This is a genomic window from Yersinia mollaretii ATCC 43969 (genome assembly GCF_013282725.1).
Classification (GTDB): Bacteria; Pseudomonadota; Gammaproteobacteria; order Enterobacterales; family Enterobacteriaceae; genus Yersinia; species Yersinia mollaretii.
Map to the genome: position 1 here is coordinate 2,298,144 of NZ_CP054043.1, position 19,286 is coordinate 2,317,429.

The following is a 19,286-nucleotide window of genomic DNA, read 5'->3' on the forward strand; positions in this document are numbered from 1 at the left end:
TCATTAATTTCAAATGGTACAGTAACGATAGTTACTAATAATGTAAACGGTATAATTCGATAAAAATTTAGCAATTCGTGTTATTCAGTCACTGTTTGTGAGTAATTGGTATCACTAATTGTAAGGATATTGTGTTTCATCTCACAATTCAGGTGAATTGTTACGCCAGAATCATAAGTAGCTTGAATGTCAGGCCATAGCTGAGTGCGCCAAGTAAGGTGGCGAAGATAATACTGTGGGTTTTATAGAAGCATCCGCAGATCACTAAAAAACCAATGAGAGTAGGAAGTAACTTTTGTGGGTTATGGATGATTTCTGGCGTGCTGGAGACCACCAACAAGGCACAAATCGAAGCAATACCAATGCTGTCGAGCAGCAGTGACACTCTCCCCCGTTGCAAGCCCGCTTGTTTACGCGCAGGCCCCAGCCGCAGTGGCAAATAGCGAAACAGGTAATTAACTGTCCCCACCACTAACCCAATGATCAGAACATCCGTATTCATGGTGCTGACTCCTGTTTACTATTTTCGGGCGGTTCGGTGGTGACTTCGGGGACGGGTTGAAGCAGGGTAGCTAAACATCCGCCGCCAATGCCCGCCAAAATGGCGACCGGAATAGAGAACAGCAATGCGCCCAGTAATGCCCCGCTCAATGAGGCGATCACGGTCAGACTGTATTGGCGCTTAAATGATGCCAGTAGGAAACTGAGGAACAGCGCGGGTAACATAAAGGAGAGCGAAGCTTCAATCGCTGGGAAATTCTCCAGCGGGCCATTACCAAACATCGCCCCGACAGCGGTTCCCGCCACCCAAGAGAGCCAAGAGGTCAAGGCGATGCCGATCATCCAATTTTCGCTCCAGCGCCGTTGGTCTTTCATCAGTTTGGTGGTGGCGGCGGCAAAGACTTCATCCGTCAAACCGAAGGCCCAAAGGGCGGTCTTCTTGCTGGATAGTTTCGTCAAAATACGGTGTTTGAGTGCGGGGCCATACAGGATATGGCGGATATCCATTGCCATCACGGTCAGTGCTGAGACCCACAATGACATTCCGGCGCTCAATAGTGCGGTGATAACAAATTGGCTGGCACCGGCATAAATGATGCAAGAGAAGAAAATACCTTCCCACGGGGTAAAGCCAAGTTTTACCGAACTCAGGCCAAAGGCGAATGCCACGGGCAGATAACCAATAACAATGGGCAGGCTATCGGTTATCCCTTCGGTAAAGGTAGCGATCGACTGAGTCGTCGGCGGGGCATCGGTGATTTGGCTTTGCATAACAAGGGGTCACAGAGTAAAAAACACATTATGTAACATTAACAGAGTGGGAATTGTCTTAACACCCTATAACCCATATTTATATCCGCATTGATTATTAGTTAGCTAACTAATCGAGCTCATTCGGCCAGTTGATTTGCTGGCGGATCAAATCGTTTACCGGCCGCCAAGTGGTGATATTCAAGATACACAGCACCAAACCGGTGCTGGCAACCCCATACCAGCCCGCGTGTTGATAGGCTGCGGCTGAGATCAGCGACCCTAGCGCACCACCAATAAAGTCAGTGGTCATATAGCCTGCGGTGACGATAAATCCAGCCTGATTGAGTGAGAGATTCGAGGTTATTGAACTGCCGACTCGGATTACAGCAGTAAAAATTTGTCGGTGTCGCGCCAAGCAGGGAATGCTTTGCGATAAGCCTGTAAGGCTTCCAAAGATAATTCGGCATCCAATTGTGCCGCTTGCTCAGGTTCTGCCTGAACCAAAGCCTCGCCCTGCATCTCCAGAATCACACTGTCGCCCTGATAGTGATGGCCGTTGTCATCATCGCCGACGCGATTACAACCCGCGACGTAAGCTTGATTCTCTATCGCCCGCGCCGCCAGCAAGGTTTGCCACTGTTTAGTGCGGGCAGCGGGCCAATTCGCCACATACAGTGCCAAATCATAGTCTTGCTGATTGCGCGCCCACACCGGAAAGCGCAGGTCATAACAGATTTGCGGCATAATCCGCCAACCGCGCCATTCAATGATTTTGCGCTCAATACCCGCCAGATAGTGGTGGTGCTCATCGGCCATGCGGAATAAGTGGCGTTTATCGTAGTGATGAACCTTCCCGCCCGGCTCCACCAGCAGAAAACGGTTAACAGCTCCATCGGCTATTTTCAACGCCACACTGCCGCCGATCATCGCATTCGTTTGGCTAGCCCAGTGGCGCAACCAGCCGACGATTTCGGCTTCTGGCTGCGCATTTTCAGCCGCGTTCATGGCGAAACCGGTGGTAAACATCTCGGGCAGCACAATCAGATCGCGCTGGCGCAGTGGCTCCAGCAGCATCTCAAAGTGACGCAAATTAGCCTGCGCATCCAGCCACACCAGCGGCTGTTGCAGCAGCGTCAGTTTTAAAGTTGACATAATCGCTCCGCAGCGGCGTCCAGCGTAGCCTCCTGTTTGGCGAAGCAGAGCCGGATCAGTTTATGGGGGAAGGGGCCTTCGCAGAACACCGATAAAGGTATCGCGGCCACACCCACATGTTCAGTCAGCCATTGGCAGAATTCAACATCATTAAGGTCTGAAATGGCGCTGTAATCAGCCAGCAGGAAGTAAGTGCCCTCGCTAGGCAGGATTTTCAGGCGGCTGGTGGACAGGGCATTAATGAAGCGATCACGGCGAGCGCGGTAAAATGCCGGCAACTGTTGCCAATGTTCAGGTTCGGCAGTGAGCATATCGGCCAGCGCTAGCTGCACCGGCGTACACACTGAGAATGTCAGGTATTGATGAATTTTGCGCACTTCAGCACTGATGGCCGCAGGGGCGATGCAGTAGCCCACTTTCCATCCGGTCATATGGAAGGTTTTACCGAACGATGAAACGGCAATCGCCCGCTGACGCAATTGGGGATGCGCCAAGATGCTGGCATGACCCGAGGCACTAAAGCAGATGTGTTCGTACACTTCATCGCTCAGCACATAAATATTGCGCTGGGCAATCACTTGCCACAGTTGCTCAAAATCTTCTGTTCGCCACACGGTCGCCGACGGGTTATGCGGGGTATTGACGATCACCAACCGCGTGCGCTCTGACACCAGATCGGCGAACTCAGCCCAATCCGTGGTAAATGTTGGCGGCGTGAGCGCAATACGCTTGAGGATGCCACCCGCCAATTTTACCACTGGCGCATAGCTGTCGTAGCTCGGATCAAAGCAGATCACTTCATCGCCGGGGCGCACCAACGCGGTAATCGCCGCAAATAAAGCTTCGCTGGCCCCAGTGGTAATGGTGACTTCGCTATCCGCATCGGGCCGCCAGCCATAGATGTTAGCCGTTTTCTCGGCGATAGCATGGCGTAGCGGAGCTACCCCCGCCATTGGGGCATATTGGTTAGCACCTTGGCTGACATGGTGGGCCAGACGCTGTTTTAGGTAGTCTGGACCATCAAAATCGGGGAACCCCTGCGACAAGTTAATCGCCTGATGTTTTTGCGCCAAGGTACTCATTTGCGTGAAGATGGTGGTGCCTTGTGCAGGCAATTTACTGTCGGGAATAAAAGATAAGTTGCTCATGGCAGGGGAGGACTCCTGGCGCTAAATATTGCTGTCAGCTGTATGTTGTCGTAAATATAACACGATGTTAAGATTTGGCAATCAAGACGCTTAGATGTATAAACGGCTAAATGACGTAATTTGCTAAGCATAGATAAAAATGTGCTAAACATCGCCGTCGGGATGATGGTCGTGGCAACATGCTATGGCACACCAACACCACAACAGGGATATGCAATGACAGAGAATGTACAACTTGGCGCGCTGTTAGCCGCCTGCCACTGGATCGGCGAGAAAGGCTGGTGCCCGGCGACTGGCGGTAATATGTCCCTGCGACTGGATTCGGTTCACTGTTTGGTGACCGAATCTGGCAAAGATAAAGGTAGTCTGACCGCCAACGATTTTTTGCTGGTGGAAACCGCGAATAACCATGTTCCCAGTGGTCGTACTCCCTCGGCAGAGACGGGGCTGCACACCTTACTTTATCGCCTGTATCCTGAAATCAATGCGGTGCTACACACTCACTCGGTGAATGCCACCGTGCTATCACGGGTCGAGCGCAGCCATGAGTTAGTGCTGCAAGGCTACGAAATGCAGAAGTCGTTATCGGGTCAACGCAGCCATCTGGATAGCGTGGTGATCCCGATTTTTGATAATGATCAGGATATTCCGGCGTTGGCACAACGGGTGGCTGCACTGGCCGATAACCGCCCGTTACAATACGGCTTTTTGGTCCGTGGTCATGGCCTCTATTGCTGGGGGGCGAGTGTGGCTGAAGCTCGTCGCCATTTGGAAGGGCTGGAGTTCCTGTTCCAGTGTGAACTGCAACGGCGGTTGCTAGAGGTGAGTTTGCCAAAAGGAGAGGCTCAATGATTCAGGCTATTGTTACCGATATTGAAGGCACCACCACGGATATCCGTTTTGTCCATCAAGTGCTATTCCCCTATGCGCGCGAACGGCTGACCCCTTTTTTGCTTGAACATCAACAGGATGACAATATTGCTGGGGCGCTGGCGGATTTGCGCCACGAACTGGCGCAGCCAGATGCTGATATTGAAACGTTGATTGCTGCTTTGCACCGTTTTATGGATGAAGATCGCAAATCCACCGCGCTGAAAGCCATCCAAGGCATCATCTGGCGCACCGGTTATCTGCAAGGGGATTTTCGCGGCCATCTCTATCCAGAAGTCGCTCAACAATTGGCGGATTGGCAACAGCAGGGGCTGGGGCTGTATGTCTACTCCTCCGGCTCGGTCGCGGCCCAGAAATTGCTGTTTGGTTACAGTGATGCGGGGGATTTACGCCCCCTGTTCAGCGGCTATTTTGATACCCATGTGGGGGCAAAACGCGAAATTGCCTCTTATCAGAATATTGCCAGCCAGTTAGCTCTCGCGCCGCAAGACTTGCTGTTTTTGTCTGATATCCGCCAAGAGCTGGATGCCGCACAACTTGCGGGCTGGCACACCTGCCAGTTAATTCGTGATCTCCCTGACAACGAGAGCCATCACCCCCAAGTAAACCGTTTCGATCAGATTGATTTAGCCAATTTTAAATCGTGAGCAGAGGATATAACAGCATGAGCGGATTAACGATTTTCAGTGACCAACAGCCCGAGCAGCCGCTGTGGCAGAGCCGTGATGCGGACGAGATTCAGCAGCAATTGACGGCGATTGGCGTGCGCTTTGAGCGCTGGCAGGCGGATCGTGAGCTGGGTGAGAACCCACAACCTGAAGCGGTTATTGCGGCGTATCAGCATGAAATTGACCGGCTGGTGGCTGAAAAAGGCTATCAGAGCTGGGATGTGATCAGTATGCGGCCCGACAATGCGCAGCGCGAAGTTTTGCGGCAGAAATTTTTGTCCGAGCACACACACGGCGAAGATGAAGTACGCTTTTTCGTTGAGGGTTTCGGGCTATTTTGCTTGCATCTCAACGGCAAAATTTATCAAATTCTGTGTGAAAAGAATGATTTGCTGTCAGTGCCAGCGGATACCCGCCACTGGTTTGATATGGGATCAGCACCCAATTTCACCGCGATCCGCGTGTTTGATAATCCAGAGGGCTGGGTGGCGAATTTCACCGGCGATAAGATCGCCGATGCCTATCCGCGTTTAGCATAATAGAGATAAAACCTATTTTATAGTCCGGAATCTGGCGGGGCGACAGCACCGATGGGCGCTCCGACGGCTCACGTCGTTACGACCGATTCGGAACATTTCCCCGCCTATCAGCCCTCTTATCAACCAGAGAGCAACATCTCGCTAGCGCTGAGGCTGGAAGAAGCCTGCGCCGACTTGCTCTGGCGTGATAACGCCGCTGTCTAATACCCAACCACTGATTAATGCTGCCGGAGTGACATCAAACGCCGGGTTGTACACGGAGGCACTTTCGGGTGCCCATTGGCAATGACCAAAACTCCCCGTCACTCCCATCACTTCACTGGCGGCCCGCTGCTCAATGGGGATCGCCGCGCCATTAGGGCAAGCGGGATCATGGGTGGTGTGCGGGGCGGCAACATAGAAGGGAATGCGGTGGTAGTGGGCCAATACTGCCAGACTGTAGGTACCAATTTTATTTGCCACATCGCCATTGGCAGCAATGCGATCCGCGCCGACCCAGACAGCATCCACTTTGCCTTGAGCCATCAGGCTGGCGGCCATCGAATCACAAATCAATTGATATGGAATGCCCAGTTCACCCAACTCCCAAGCGGTTAAGCGCCCACCTTGTAATAGAGGCCGGGTTTCATCCACCCAGACTTGACGAATATTGCCTTGCTGATGTGCGCGCAGTAACACGCCGATAGCAGTGCCGATGCCTGCCGTCGCTAGCCCGCCCGTGTTGCAGTGGGTGAGTAGGTTGCTGCCCGGCTTAACCAATGCCGCACCATGCTGAGCAATGCGTTCGCACAATTCGCGATCCTCCTCCACCAGACGCAGTGCCTCGTAGGTCATGGCCTCGACCCAATTGGCCTGCAATAGCGCCTGCTGCATCCGTGCCAAATTATTCATCAAATTCACGGCAGTCGGGCGCGACTCCCGCAGCGCAATCAGTGCCTGCTCAAGCTGAGCCTGTGATAAGCCGCGCTGTGCCAACAAGGCCAGCAATAGACTGGCGGAGAGGCCAATAAGGGGCGCACCACGGACGCGCAGTGTTTGAATGTGCTCAATCAGCAATGCCACGCTATCCGCTGAAAGCCACTCCTGACGCTGTGGCAGTGCCTGCTGGTCTAGTATCCAAAGCTGGTTATCGACAATTTTTAAGCTGGTCGTTTGTAGAGTGATCGTTTGTCGAGTGATCGTAGGTAGCGTGGGCTTGTTAAACGTCTGCATTGTCAGTTAAATCCATGTTGCGTTATTGCATCTGGTTTCTTATTCTGCCAACATGCCATACGGATGTGTAGACGTCCATACTCTTTTACGTCTAAATAAAAATTACTTTTACATTAATGCAGAATAATTTCACGGCTCAGCAAATGGTTGGCAGTGAGTGGATCAAAATCAGGATAGAACAAAGAGGTTGAAGATGTCGCGCTACTATACATTTACTGCTGCGGATGCCGTTGAATACGCTCGTCAATTTGGTCAAGTGGCCGATCCGCTGACCCTAGTCACGGCAGATGAAATTGGGGATGGTAACCTTAATCTGGTGTTTAAAATCCGTGATGCGGCGGGCATCAGTCGGGTGATTGTCAAACAGGCGCTACCTTATGTCCGCTGTGTTGGTGAATCTTGGCCGCTCACCTTGGATCGCGCCAGAATTGAGGCCGAAACCTTGCTGACACATAGCCAATTCTGCCCGCAACACACGGTCAATGTGCTGCATCACGATGCGGAGCTGGCCGTGATGGTGCAGGAGGACTTATCTGACCATGAAATCTGGCGTAGTGAACTGATTCAGGGGAAATATTATCCGCAGGCGGCTTCGCAACTGGGCGAGTATCTGGCACAAACCCTATTCCATACCTCAGATTTTTATCAGTCTGCGCAAGCTAAAAAGGCGGCCGTAAGTCGCTATACCAATCCTGAACTGTGCCAAATCACCGAAGATCTGTTCTTTACTGACCCCTATATTGACCATGAGCGCAATAATTTCGACCCAGCGCTCTTACCGGATGTGTTGGCGTTGCGGCAGGATAATGGACTCAAGCTGGCAGTGGCGTCGCTAAAACATCGCTTCCTGAGTAAAGCTGAGGCACTGCTGCATGGTGATATTCACAGCGGTTCTATTTTTGTCGCTGATGGTCGATTGAAAGCCATTGATGCTGAATTTGGTTTCTATGGTCCCATCGGGTTTGATATCGGTACGGCGTTGGGGAACTTACTGCTGAATTATTGTGGTTTACCCGGGCTGGCTGGACCTCGTGATGCGGCGGCAGGGCGTGAGCAGCGGCTGAAGGATATCCACCTGATTTGGCAAACATTTTCTCATCGCTTTGTGGCGTTAAGTCAGGAAAAAACGCAGGATTCATCTCTGGCGACAGAGGGGTACGCACAACAGTTTCTACAACAGGTTTGGGTTGATGCGGTTGGTTATTGCGGCAGTGAGTTGATTCGCCGCACCATTGGTTTGGCGCATGTGGCGGATTTGGATAGCATCACTGATGATGAGATGCGCAGATCATGCCAACGCCATGCATTAAGTCTGGGGTCTACCCTGATATTAGCGGCACCCCATATTGGCAGCATTGATGATCTAGTGGCTCGCATTCGGCAAAATGGATGATCAAACCTTTTTGCTCACTGAGCAAGAGAGCCTTTGGTGCATCGTGAAACCTGCAAATTAATGCAGGTTTTTTATTTATTATTGACTATCTATTTTTATGTGAATATTGATATACCACTGACTCGCCTTGTTAGTATTATTTTTCTCACCTTTCTTTTTTATATAACTTTTTAATATATAAATCTGAGTCGATACTATTATTGCGGAGGCGTGTTTTTTTATAAACCCCTATTATTCATTGTGTTATATGGTTATTTTTGTAATTAATATCAAAAAAACAGTTGTGAAATTATTTTTTATAACAACTTACTATTATTTAATGTTATTGATTTCTCTTTTATCTTAAATAACTATTTGTGATAAATATGATTGATATATTAGTCTGCCATATTAAAGAGTACGTTTATTTCCATGAGGAAAAATTGGTAATGTATTATTTTGATGCTTATTTTATTCAATAATTCTATCAATCGCCAATTGAAAGCGGTTAACCGCTCGGGCCAGCATTAAATAATAATGATTGTTATTGTTTTAGTTGGTGTCACTCCTATTATTCTACGTGGGCGTATTTGTATGCGATGTTTTTATTACTCCGCAAATTTATGTCGTCATCAATTAGTTAAGCTTTGCATAATACTATTTCTTGTTTTTTTTTGTTCATCACTCATTTCAGCACCACCCGTAAGACCTGTGCCTAATGCGGGAACTATTGGCAATGAAATACGGCAAACCACGATAGAGCCACTGCTTGCACCACAGGCGGCAGATATTGAAGTACCGCCATTACTTGTACCCTCGCCACCAAATAACCGTATTGCGTTGGCACAAATTACGCTACGTGAGGTTAGATTAGAGGGAGATACACTATTATTGTATTCTTCCGGCTCAGACCGTTCTGGGAGTAATAAAAATCTGCAAGCAGTGATTGCCCCTTGGCTAGGCCAGTCATTAACCTTTTCTGATTTACAAACCATGGTATCGGCAATAACCGGTTTTTATCGGCAGCAAGGATGGATAGCGGCTCAGGCAATATTACCGCCGCAAACTGTTCATCACGGCACCGTTGTGGTGCGTGTTATTGCTGGCCAACTCGATAAACCAGAAGTGAATAATCAGAGCCGCTTGAATACGCAATTTGCTACCGCTGTCATTGAAAGTAATAGTTGTATTAAACATGTCGGGATCTTTGGTGAAAAAGAGTGTGCAGCCTCACCCGCAGAATTATCCCGTCTTGAACGGACCGCATTGATTCTGAATGAAATACCGGGTGTCGAGGCATCTCTGGCATTAAAACCAGGAACGAAATCGGGCACCACGCGAATTTATGCCGATATTAAACCAGCCCCAATAGCCATGGGTTATCTCGGTCTGGACAATCAGGGTAATGACTACTCTGGTCATAATCGGCTATTAGCCGGCGGTGCAATCAATAATATAACGGGCTGGGGTGATCAACTACGCACAGACTTAATTCTATCCAGCTCGACTGATGTTTTTAGTGGGCAGTTTGATTATAACTTTCCTATTAATAATTATGGTAGCCGAGCGGCACTTGATTATAGTCATTTAAATTATACCTTGACCGGACCGTTCGAGCCTTTGGATGCACATGGTTACTCCGATACTTGGGGAGTTAACTTACGTCATCCGTGGATACGTGATTCAGCGGCAAGGATTGATGCGAATGCCGGTTATTATAATGCGAGGATGCGTGATTCACTGAATATGATACCCGAACAAAAACGTCATCTTAATGCGGGCGAGTTGGGTATTGGGGGAACATTTAGCGCATTACCCCGTGGACTTAGCCATTTCAATTTACTGGGCACGTCGGGTCATCTTTCACTGGATGACGAATTTAGCCAAAGCATAGACTCTGTGACGGGAGTCAGCGGCACCTTTGCCCGTTTTAATTATCGCGCGGGCCATGATCAGAGTTTTGATACTACGGCTCTCTCTTCAACTTTCTCATTTTTCAACCAATTTACCGGTCAAATGGCCAGTAAGAATTTGGATAGCTCACAAAAACTGTTACTGGGTGGGCCATTGGCAGTTCGTGCTTATGGTATTGGCGAGGGGGCGGTGGATAAAGGCACGGTGTTTACCACTGAATTGCGTGCGCGTTGGCAACCCCCCTTTCCTGCATGGGCTGGCGTGGGGAATCAAATCACAATTGCAGGATTCTTTGATCAGGGATGGGGGGCTTATTATCGCCAGCCAATCGCGAATGTGTCTGGAAATAACATCAATTTATCGGGTTTTGGTGCCTATATTACTTTCGCCCGTCCGGCAGATTACGCCCTAAATCTGACTTGGGCACACCGAACCGGTCAGGCCGTGGCGAGTAATCCGGATAACGATCAGCTTTGGCTTAGCGCTTACAAGATGTTTTAGCGCTTATTGGCCGATCGGCTGATTTAAGGGATATAAACAATGAACAGTAAATTATACAAACATATTTTCTGTCGTCGTTTGGGATGTTTAGTGGCTGTTAGCGAATTTGCGCGATCTTATGGTCAATCGTTTTCGTCTATGGGCGGGGCTTTAATTAAAGATAATCATCCTAGAGCCGGAATATTAAGTCGATTGGTGGTCATGGTGGGATTAGCGCTGGGCACATTGCCCTCGCGGATATTGGCGAATCCCTCACTGCCCGTTAACGGCAATATTGTGGTTGGTCAAGGCAGTTTGAATGTGGATAACACCACGCTAACCGTGACCCAGCAAACGGATAAATTGGCGATTAATTGGGGGAGTTATGACATTGCGCAGGGGCACACGGTTATTTATCAGCAGCCGGGGAGCCAAAGTATCGCGCTAAACCGAGTGTTGGGCAGCAATGGGTCACAAATCAATGGCAGCCTCAAGGCGAATGGTCAGATTTTTCTGCTCAATCCGAATGGCGTGCTGTTCGGGAAAGGGGCAGAAGTGAATGTTGGCGGGCTGCTGGCTAGCACTAAGTCAATGTCTGATAAAGATTTTATCAATGGCCGATATAGGCTAAAGAGCCGTAAGCACGAAGGCAGCATCATTAATCAGGCCAACTTAAGTGTCACTCCGGGTGGTTATATCGCGCTGGTGGGGCAGCAAGTGGATAACCAATATTCCGGCATCATTGAAACCCCACAGGGGAAAACGATGCTGCTGGCCGGGCGCAGTGTCACGCTGGATCTAGATGAAGGTCGCTTGCTCGGGGTACAAATTCAGGGGGAACAGGTGATTACCCTGTTACAAAATGGTGGGCTGATTAAAGCTGATGGTGGGGTGATTCAGCTAACCGCACGGGGCAAAGATGCGCTAATGAATACGGTGATTGATAACTCAGGTATTTTGCAAGCCCGTGGATTGACTCAAAAGAATGGGGTTATTCATCTAGACGGTGGCACCGATGGGGTTATAAGCCATAGAGGGGCGGCAGATGTCAGTAACCCACAGGGAGGTGGGGGGCGGGCGATTCTGGAAGGGGAACATATTCATTTGGTTGCCGGGAGTAAAATTGATGCCCATGGATCGGAAGGAGGGGGGGCTGTCTTTGTTGGCGGGGGCTGGCAGGGTAAAAATAACCAGATAAGAAATGCCGATTCAGTCGTAATGGAGAATGGTGCAAGTATTGATGCCTCCGCATCGCGTCAAGGGGATGGCGGAACTGTTGTATTGTGGTCTGAGCGTTACACCCATTTTAAGGGGGATATTCATGCCAGTGGTGGCCCACAGTCAGGGCGTGGTGGGCAGGTTGAAACCTCCAGTGCGAAGCTATTAACGGCTTTTGGTCGAGTTGATGTTATCGCCAATCGGGGGATCAAGGGGCATTGGTTACTTGATCCGGCTGAGGTCACGATTGTTGATAGTGGTGCTGAGACCGGTACATCGATTCAGGTCGGTGATATACCTGCTGAATATACGTCAAATGCGCAGGTTTTTACCCCGACAGCCAATATGTCTCAAATATTGAATAGCAGCATCAATTCCCATCTTGATGGGGGGGCAAATGTGACTATTATGACCAGTAATAGTCAACTGAATAACAATTGCCAAGGGTGCAATATCACTCTGCGGGCCGATATCAATAAAAAGGCTGGAACTGATGTTACGCTAACATTATATGCGGATGGTAATATTAATGTTGAGAATAATATTACCTCTGATACGGGAAAGTTAAATTTAAATCTATTGGCGGGCAATTCTAAAGAAGACTCCATGATTACATTAAATAATAGTGTCCTGTTATTAAATGGAGGAGATCTGGTTGCCAGACATGCGGGTAAAAATAACAAGACACATATCGCCATTATAGGGGGGCAGCATAGTGTCAGCAATCTGACTCTGGAAGGGAATGCGGGAATGACATCACAGGTGGGGGTCAATCTCAGCAATGCTGCTAATATCAGTGCCGCTGGTGAGGTTCATATCTCTGGGGAGAGTAGCAATATTAATGGGCAAGGGGGGCGTGGGATAGAGATAACCGATAATTCATCGATAATCGGCTCAGGAAATATGACCTTCACGATGAATTCCAACGCTAAGAGTGCATGGATGGGCTCATTCACTAATGTAACTATTGCCGGTGATAAAGAGGTTAAAATTGAGGCTAATGGCACCGCATTGGGTGGGGTTTCATTGAATAACAGCACGATAACCGCTAAATCAGGCGACCTTTCTATTCATTTACAGGGCGAGGTTCTCACTGCAACGAATCAAGGTATTTATCTCAACGGTTCGCAGGTCAGTGGGCAGAGTGTTAGCCTTGAAAGCCGTGTTACGGGCGCGGATGGTATCTTATTAAATGGCAGTCATATTAATGCCACCTCCGGCAATATTAATGCCAATGCAACAACAACCCATAAGGGGATTGGAATTTCAGGTAATAGTACTCTGCGCGCGAGTGGCAATATTGCTCTCAACGGTAAGACAACCGCGATTGCCGCAGGGGCTGATGGAATCAAGATCAGAGGGAGTTCGACGAGTAATGTGAACATGACCGCTGAGGGCGATATTTCGATGGTAGGGCAGAATTCAGGGCAAGAAGTCGGCACCAGTTTGGTGGTCGACTATGCCAATATAGAGAGCCGTGCCGGTGATTTTAATGTCAATATGAGTGGCACCAAAAACGGCAGCTTTACTAACACAAATATCAGCGCTAACACGATCTCACTGAATGGTAATATCACTGATTCTGACGGTTTAGTGATGACTCATACTAACCTTACGGCTAAAGCGGGTGATATTAAAACGAATTTGACCTCTCCGACGACCGGCTTCTTATTCAAAGGTAATGGTGGGATGACGGCGAGCCAGAATATCACTCTGGTGGGAAATAGTATCTCTGGGACCAATGCCAATATAACGGGTAATTTTGATGCGGTAAAAATCAATGGCACTTCAGCGAATAATAGGATGAATATTTCTGCTGGAAATAATATATCAATCATATCGTACAATAATGGCTCTGCATCAGGCACTAACACCTATGTTGAGAATGCCAATATTGTGGCTAATAAGGGTGCCTTTACCTCAAAGACCAGCGGGCTTAAAAGTGCATCCTTTAAAGGCGTTAATATTACGGCGAGTGACATTGATATTATTTCTGATATCACTGGCTCCGGTGGTGTCATATTGGATAATGCCAACATAACAGCCGCAGTGGGTGATATTAATATCAACACCATTGTCACCCAAGCAAGCAGTAAAGGGATCTGGATTAAGTCAAACTCAACATTAAGCTCTAACCGAGATATGACATTGAATGGGGTATCCCGTGGTGCTAATGAAGGAATTATTATTCAGGGGCTTTCAGAGAGTTCACGGAATACGCTCTCCGCTCAAGGGAATATTACCCTTACAGGTAAAAATAGTCGTGGTGCGGGTCAACGTTCATCGATCAACTTAGGGAATGTTAGCCTGATATCAACCGGAAAAAATATTGATATCAATGGCTCATCCACCAGCACGGGGGATGTTAACTTTACCAATGTCGAGCTTAATGCCACTGCGGGTAACGTGACGGTTTATGCTGAGACAATGACCGCTTTAACCTCTTCCGCCAGTTCAGTTTTCAGCATGGGTGATAATAACAGTATAAAAGCCAAAAGCGGGTCGCTGATGGGTAAAGCGTTGAATACGACACAGGGCGTGGGCATTATTTTTAGAGCCAATAACAGCTTATCTGTTGAAGGGAATATCGCTTTTCGCGGTGAAACAGAAGGCACCAGTGCGGCACGTAACGGCATCACTTTTTATGGCACGAATACATTGGATGTGGCGAAAGGGAGCCAATTATCTCTCCTCGGTGAAAATAGTGGTGCTCAAGATACCTCTGGCGGAAATGGCATAGCTTATGTCAGCCCTAAAAAATTAACGATCAATAACCATGGCTCCTTAAAAATGGAGGGGCGTTCAACCAGCGGGGCGGGGATTAATTTCCCTACCAGCAATAACACCCTGATACTCAATGGCGACGGTGACACCCTGATCAAAGGCAGCAGTGTGACTGGCACAGGAGTCTCTCTCTCTGGCGTGGTTAACAATAGTACTGGCCCCGTCACCCTTGAAGGCACCAGTACCGAAGATATTGGGTTCCGCCTTTTCAGTGCAGAGCATCAAATTAACCGGATTAATGTGACGGGCAGTTCGACGCAGGCCGAGGGTTTGATCATTAGCGGGAATACCACCATCACCGACACCACTCTCACCGGCAAGTCGATCAATGGCAGTGGGGTGAAGATTGATTCATTGTCAGGCTCCAATGTAGTGACCCATGGCACTTTGGATAATGCCACGCTCAATGGCACAAGTACCCATGGTAAAGGGGTGGAGATAACCAGCAGTATCAACGGCATTAACCACAGCACCATTAACGGAATGACCGATGGATCGGGCTATGGCATTGATATTGGAGAGGGTTTAAGTGTGACAGGCACCAGCGAGGCAGATTTATTGATGCTGCAAGGCGTGGCGATAATCGAAGCCGGTACTGGGATAAAAATAAATGGCGATAACGACTTAAGCAATACCAGCTTAAACGGATCGGCGGTTGACGGTATTGCGCTGGATATCATCGGCCCACTGAGTAATAGCAGCAACACGGCATTAAACGGCACCGCGTCCGGTGCGGGTATGGGGGCTTATGTTAATGGATCACTCAGTGAGAGTGTTGTCAATGGGACTTCCGCCAGCGGTATCGGCGTGCAACTCCATGGCAAGGTAGGCAGTAGCCGTATCAAGGGGATCTCGACCCATGGCAGTGGGGTGAAAATCGATGGTGAGAGTGTGCTCAGTAACACCACACTGACAGGCAGCAGCACTGACGGCAGAGGGGTTGAGATCTCCGCCAATCTGAATGGCAGTCAAAGCAGTGTGGTGCAAGGGACGACAGCCAATGACGTGGGGGTGACTATCGAGAGAGATACCACCCTCATTGGCGGCGGTTTGGATGACCTGTTGGTGATTAACGGGATTGCGGCTGGCTCGAACGGTAGCGGTGTGACTTTGGGGGGCAATAATACCCTCGATAACACCTCGCTAGCGGGCGAAGCGATCAGCGGTATGGGGATTGATATCACCGGCCCGCTCGTGAATAGCAACAGTTCTGTCGGCGGTAAGGCCACGACAGGGGTGGGGGTGCAACTGGATGGGGCGGTCAGCGACGGCGCATTCGATGGCACTTCCGCTGAGGGGAGCGGCATCAAAGTGCAAGGCGGCACCACGCTGGATAACGTCACCCTCAATGGCAACAGTGCTGATGGTAAAGGGGTCGATATCGCCGCTGATCTGACCGGCAGCAGGGGCAGCTCCGTGCAGGGAGTGACACTGAATGGGACGGGCATTGCTGTCAGCGAAGATCCCGACCTTACGGGCGGTGCCGCCGATGACCTGCTGGTGATCAGTGGCGATGCCCGTGGTGAGAAAGGTACGGGGTTGATATTAGCGGGCAACAATACCCTTGATAATACCTCGCTGGTGGGCAATGCCATTGGCGGCATTGGTTTCGATATCACCGCCCCGCTGGTGAGTAGCAACAGCACGGTTGAGGGGCACGCCAAACAGGGTGATGGGGTGCAGTTGAACGGCGCGCTCAGCGGTGGCACCTTCAATGGGACGTCGGCCATGGGGCGCGGTATCAAAGTGAAAGGCAGCACCATGCTGGATAATGTCACCCTCAATGGCAGCAGTACGGACGGCAAGGGGGTTCATATCACCGCTGATCTTACTGGCAGTGAGGGCAGTGCGGTGCTGGGGATGACCGTGAATGGGACGGGCGTGGCGGTCAGCCGAGATCCTGACCTGACGGGCGGCGGGTCTGATGATCTGCTGGTGATCAGCGGCGATGCTCGCGGTGATAAAGGCACGGGGCTGATATTGGCGGGCAACAATACACTTGAAAATACCTCGCTGTCGGGTCATGCCAGCGAGGGGCATGGAGTCGAGATCACCGGGCCAGTAATCAATAAAGGCAATAGCGCCATTGAAGGGGAGGCTTCGGGTGAGGGTCACGGGGTGCATATTGATGGCACCGTGACGGGGGGGCGCGTGAATGGCAGTTCTGGCAAGAGTAGCGGTGTATTCCTTGATGATGATGCATTTATCACTGAAATTGCGATTGGCGGAAAGGCGAAATCAGGTCAGCCGCAGGTGCATACCGTACCGCCAGAGCTGATAGGTGAAAATGTCACTATTAATGGCAAACTTTTCGTCAAAGCCCAGGTTGTCGGGGCCAATAACGGCATATCACCGCCAGTGCCAACGCTAACGCCAATCCCCACCTTATTCCCAACCTCAGTCCTAACTTCAACCTCAGCCCTAACACTAACCCTGTTCCCAAGCGGCACAACAGTCGGGGATGGCACGACGACAGTACAACATACCGAGGGGGACGCGTTCGACTCATTACTGATGATGCGCATTCAGATCCTCAGCTCCCTTGAAGGGCACGACGCCCCCTCATCCCCGCTGCTTGAATTAGCGCAAGATAGCACGGCCAATATCAGTATCGCGATTTGTGTCTCTGGCAGTGAACAGGCACCTTGCGACGAGCATGTTCTCGGCAAATGGGAACCCCGATGGTCAACCCGTCAGCCAAAATAGCGTGAATAGCACATTGTCAGGGAGAGCTGCAAATGGTGGAGAAACCCATTGAAATCGCGCCAGTTATTGAGCGCCCGGCTGTTTTTTCGTTGCCCTATTTTGAGTTTTTAGTCTGCACCCGGCGTTACGAAGAGGCGGGGCAGATATTGGTGTTTATGTTGGAGGAGTTGGATGCCCACTATGGGCGCTGGGATGTGTTTTCCCTGAAAAAACAGCCGCTACAGGAACAGGAACACTACTGTAGTCGGCTGGCCGCCGCCATTGGCACCCTGTTTTCTGATCCCGGATTTGTGCTTTCCGATAAAGGTTTTTTGCAACTGATTAATTTCCATCGCTGGATCGCCTTAATTTTTGCCGCCTCACCTTTTTTACATGCAGATCATGTGATTACCAATCTCAATCAGGCGGGGGAGGGCTGTGTGCATCCTTTGCGTTTTGAGCGCAATAATTTCCTGAAATTTTGTCTGATGTATTTACCTGAGTCAGGCATTCCCCTTCAGCCGGATATCTTGTGGCAATTTAACCCCAGTGTGGCGGCAGCCCTGTTTCTAGCCCTGTTATCCCCACGGATTTTACCCAGCGCCGCAGGGCACGCAAAGCGCGAGTTTCTACTGGCTTGGCTACCGGAGAAGCTGTTAACGCTGGAGAGCCTCGAGCATCTACCCGAGCGTATCCTGCACGATGTTTACATGCATTGCAGCTATGCGGATGGGGCAGAGAAGCACCGTATCAAGCGCAGTATCAATTTTCATTTACGTCATGCACTGCTTCACAATGGTCTGTCAGACAGCAAATTACCTCCGCCATCACGCAGTAAGCCATTGATGTTAGTTATCTTAGAATGGTTTAACAGCGGTCATTCTATCTATCGCACTCACTCCAGTACCTTGCGTGCCGCCCGTGCGCAGTTTTCTACCCATGGCGTCACCATTGTCGAAGCCACGGATGCTATCACCCAGAAAGTATTTGATGATTTCACTGAAGTGAGCCGGGTAGGTGCGGTCGAGGCGATTGCGACATTGGCGAAACAGTTGCAGCCAGATGTGATCTATTTCCCCAGTGTCGGCATGTTCCCGCTGACCGTGGCGTTGACCAATTTACGGCTAGCCCCCCTACAGGTGATGGCGTTAGGCCACCCGGCGACGACACACTCTGACTATATTGATGCGGTGCTGGTGGAAGAGGATTATTTGGGGGATACGGCCTGTTTCTCCGAAAAAGTGATCCCGCTCCCCAAAGATTGCCTGCCCTATGTGCCTCCGGTCAATATCAGTCAGCCCGAACCTATTCGGCACTTTTATGAGCGGCCAGCGGTACATATTGCGGTTTGTGCCTCCGCGATGAAGATTAATCCGCGCTTTTTAGCCACTTGCGCAAAAATCACTCAGCGAACAACCACGCCAGTGGTCTTCCATTTTCTGGTGGGTTTTTGCTGGGGGATTAGCCATCGGGTCATGGAAAAAGCAGTTAATCACATTGTCCCGCAAGCCATCGTGTATGAACACTTGGGGTATTTGGATTATTTACAGGTGATTAATCAGTGTGACCTCTTTATTAGCCCATTCCCCTTTGGCAATACCAATGGCATTGTCGATACCGTGCGTCAGGGGCTACCCGGTGTGTGTCTGAGCGGATCTGAAGTCCATGAGCATATCGACGAAGGGCTATTTCGCCGACTGGGGTTGGCTGAAGTGCTGATTACCCATAATTTACCAGACTATATTGCGGTGACCGTGCGGCTGATTACGGATATCAAGTGGCGCAACAGTTTGCGCCGCCAGCTGCTGAAGATGCAGCCCGATCGCGTGCTGTTTACCGGTAAGCCTGAGCAGTTTGGTTTGATTGTCCGTGGCTTGCTTGATGACCATCGTGCCAGAGAGAGGCGCAATAAAAAAAGCCCCCAGTAACCATTGGGGGCTTGAGTAGACACTAACCTTTATAAGGCCAA

At 49.9% G+C, this 19,286-nt stretch carries 12 protein-coding genes and 1 pseudogene; 7 read left to right on the plus strand and 6 right to left on the minus strand.

Annotated features, from left to right (window positions below; genetic code table 11):
- Positions 1 to 160: 160 nt before the first annotated feature.
- The 5 genes and pseudogenes from ygaH to HRD69_RS10215 all read right to left on the minus strand — a co-directional run bounded on the left by ygaH (position 161) and on the right by HRD69_RS10215 (position 3,554).
- Entirely contained in the window at positions 161 to 502 is a 342-nt protein-coding gene (gene ygaH / locus HRD69_RS10195) for an L-valine transporter subunit YgaH (protein ID WP_032813000.1), read from the minus strand.
- Positions 499 to 1,272: an AzlC family ABC transporter permease gene (locus tag HRD69_RS10200; RefSeq protein ID WP_004873538.1), complete on the minus strand. Its 774-nt coding sequence runs from the start codon at positions 1,270 to 1,272 to the stop codon at positions 499 to 501. The genes ygaH and HRD69_RS10200 overlap by 4 nt, the downstream gene beginning before the upstream one ends.
- Before the next feature lie 119 nt (positions 1,273 to 1,391).
- Positions 1,392 to 1,579, minus strand: a pseudogene (locus HRD69_RS10205) (MFS transporter); the annotation flags it as partial.
- A 56-nt stretch (positions 1,580 to 1,635) separates the two neighbouring features.
- On the minus strand, positions 1,636 to 2,406 hold the full coding sequence (locus tag HRD69_RS10210; RefSeq protein ID WP_032812999.1) for an amidohydrolase: 771 nt from the start codon (positions 2,404 to 2,406) through the stop codon (positions 1,636 to 1,638).
- Positions 2,394 to 3,554, minus strand: coding sequence for a pyridoxal phosphate-dependent aminotransferase (locus tag HRD69_RS10215; protein ID WP_004873535.1), 1,161 nt, complete (start codon positions 3,552 to 3,554; stop codon positions 2,394 to 2,396). Before HRD69_RS10215 ends, HRD69_RS10210 begins: the two co-directional genes overlap by 13 nt.
- 216 nt (positions 3,555 to 3,770) lie before the next feature.
- On the opposite strand from HRD69_RS10215, the gene HRD69_RS10220 reads away from it, so the two are divergent.
- From HRD69_RS10220 to HRD69_RS10230, 3 genes are read left to right on the plus strand one after another with little or no spacing between them, the layout of a single operon-like run.
- A complete protein-coding gene (locus tag HRD69_RS10220; RefSeq protein WP_032812998.1) occupies positions 3,771 to 4,406 on the plus strand; it encodes a methylthioribulose 1-phosphate dehydratase in 636 nt (211 codons plus the stop codon).
- On the plus strand, positions 4,403 to 5,092 hold the full coding sequence (gene mtnC / locus HRD69_RS10225) for an acireductone synthase (protein ID WP_032812997.1): 690 nt from the start codon (positions 4,403 to 4,405) through the stop codon (positions 5,090 to 5,092). The genes HRD69_RS10220 and mtnC overlap by 4 nt, the downstream gene beginning before the upstream one ends.
- A 17-nt stretch (positions 5,093 to 5,109) precedes the next feature.
- The gene (locus HRD69_RS10230; RefSeq protein ID WP_004873532.1) at positions 5,110 to 5,652 is read left to right on the plus strand and encodes a 1,2-dihydroxy-3-keto-5-methylthiopentene dioxygenase; all 543 of its coding nucleotides are present in this window, start codon (positions 5,110 to 5,112) and stop codon (positions 5,650 to 5,652) included.
- A 141-nt stretch (positions 5,653 to 5,793) separates the two neighbouring features.
- On the opposite strand, the gene mtnA is transcribed toward HRD69_RS10230, so the two are convergent.
- The gene (gene mtnA / locus HRD69_RS10235; RefSeq protein ID WP_004873531.1) at positions 5,794 to 6,864 is read right to left on the minus strand and encodes an S-methyl-5-thioribose-1-phosphate isomerase; all 1,071 of its coding nucleotides are present in this window, start codon (positions 6,862 to 6,864) and stop codon (positions 5,794 to 5,796) included.
- A gap of 193 nt (positions 6,865 to 7,057) precedes the next feature.
- Between mtnA and mtnK the strand changes: the two genes are divergently transcribed.
- The 4 genes from mtnK (at position 7,058) to HRD69_RS10255 (ending at position 19,245) form a co-directional block, all read left to right on the plus strand.
- A complete protein-coding gene (mtnK, locus tag HRD69_RS10240; protein ID WP_004873530.1) occupies positions 7,058 to 8,257 on the plus strand; it encodes an S-methyl-5-thioribose kinase in 1,200 nt (399 codons plus the stop codon).
- Between the two features lie 573 nt (positions 8,258 to 8,830).
- The gene (locus HRD69_RS10245) at positions 8,831 to 10,651 is read left to right on the plus strand and encodes a ShlB/FhaC/HecB family hemolysin secretion/activation protein (protein ID WP_172984613.1); all 1,821 of its coding nucleotides are present in this window, start codon (positions 8,831 to 8,833) and stop codon (positions 10,649 to 10,651) included.
- 39 nt (positions 10,652 to 10,690) lie between these two features.
- A complete protein-coding gene (locus tag HRD69_RS10250; protein WP_152412071.1) occupies positions 10,691 to 17,338 on the plus strand; it encodes a two-partner secretion domain-containing protein in 6,648 nt (2,215 codons plus the stop codon).
- A gap of 32 nt (positions 17,339 to 17,370) precedes the next feature.
- The gene (locus HRD69_RS10255; RefSeq protein WP_004873525.1) at positions 17,371 to 19,245 is read left to right on the plus strand and encodes a hypothetical protein; all 1,875 of its coding nucleotides are present in this window, start codon (positions 17,371 to 17,373) and stop codon (positions 19,243 to 19,245) included.
- Positions 19,246 to 19,286 lie beyond the last annotated feature (41 nt).

Coding starts and splice junctions, on each gene's coding strand:
- ygaH (WP_032813000.1), bottom strand. CDS start 502: ATGAATACGGATGTTCTGATCATTGGGTTAGTGGTGGGGACAGTTAAT.
- HRD69_RS10200 (WP_004873538.1), bottom strand. CDS start 1,272: ATGCAAAGCCAAATCACCGATGCCCCGCCGACGACTCAGTCGATCGCT.
- HRD69_RS10210 (WP_032812999.1), bottom strand. CDS start 2,406: ATGTCAACTTTAAAACTGACGCTGCTGCAACAGCCGCTGGTGTGGCTG.
- HRD69_RS10215 (WP_004873535.1), bottom strand. CDS start 3,554: ATGAGCAACTTATCTTTTATTCCCGACAGTAAATTGCCTGCACAAGGC.
- HRD69_RS10220 (WP_032812998.1), top strand. CDS start 3,771: ATGACAGAGAATGTACAACTTGGCGCGCTGTTAGCCGCCTGCCACTGG.
- mtnC (WP_032812997.1), top strand. CDS start 4,403: ATGATTCAGGCTATTGTTACCGATATTGAAGGCACCACCACGGATATC.
- HRD69_RS10230 (WP_004873532.1), top strand. CDS start 5,110: ATGAGCGGATTAACGATTTTCAGTGACCAACAGCCCGAGCAGCCGCTG.
- mtnA (WP_004873531.1), bottom strand. CDS start 6,864: ATGCAGACGTTTAACAAGCCCACGCTACCTACGATCACTCGACAAACG.
- mtnK (WP_004873530.1), top strand. CDS start 7,058: ATGTCGCGCTACTATACATTTACTGCTGCGGATGCCGTTGAATACGCT.
- HRD69_RS10245 (WP_172984613.1), top strand. CDS start 8,831: ATGCGATGTTTTTATTACTCCGCAAATTTATGTCGTCATCAATTAGTT.
- HRD69_RS10250 (WP_152412071.1), top strand. CDS start 10,691: ATGAACAGTAAATTATACAAACATATTTTCTGTCGTCGTTTGGGATGT.
- HRD69_RS10255 (WP_004873525.1), top strand. CDS start 17,371: ATGGTGGAGAAACCCATTGAAATCGCGCCAGTTATTGAGCGCCCGGCT.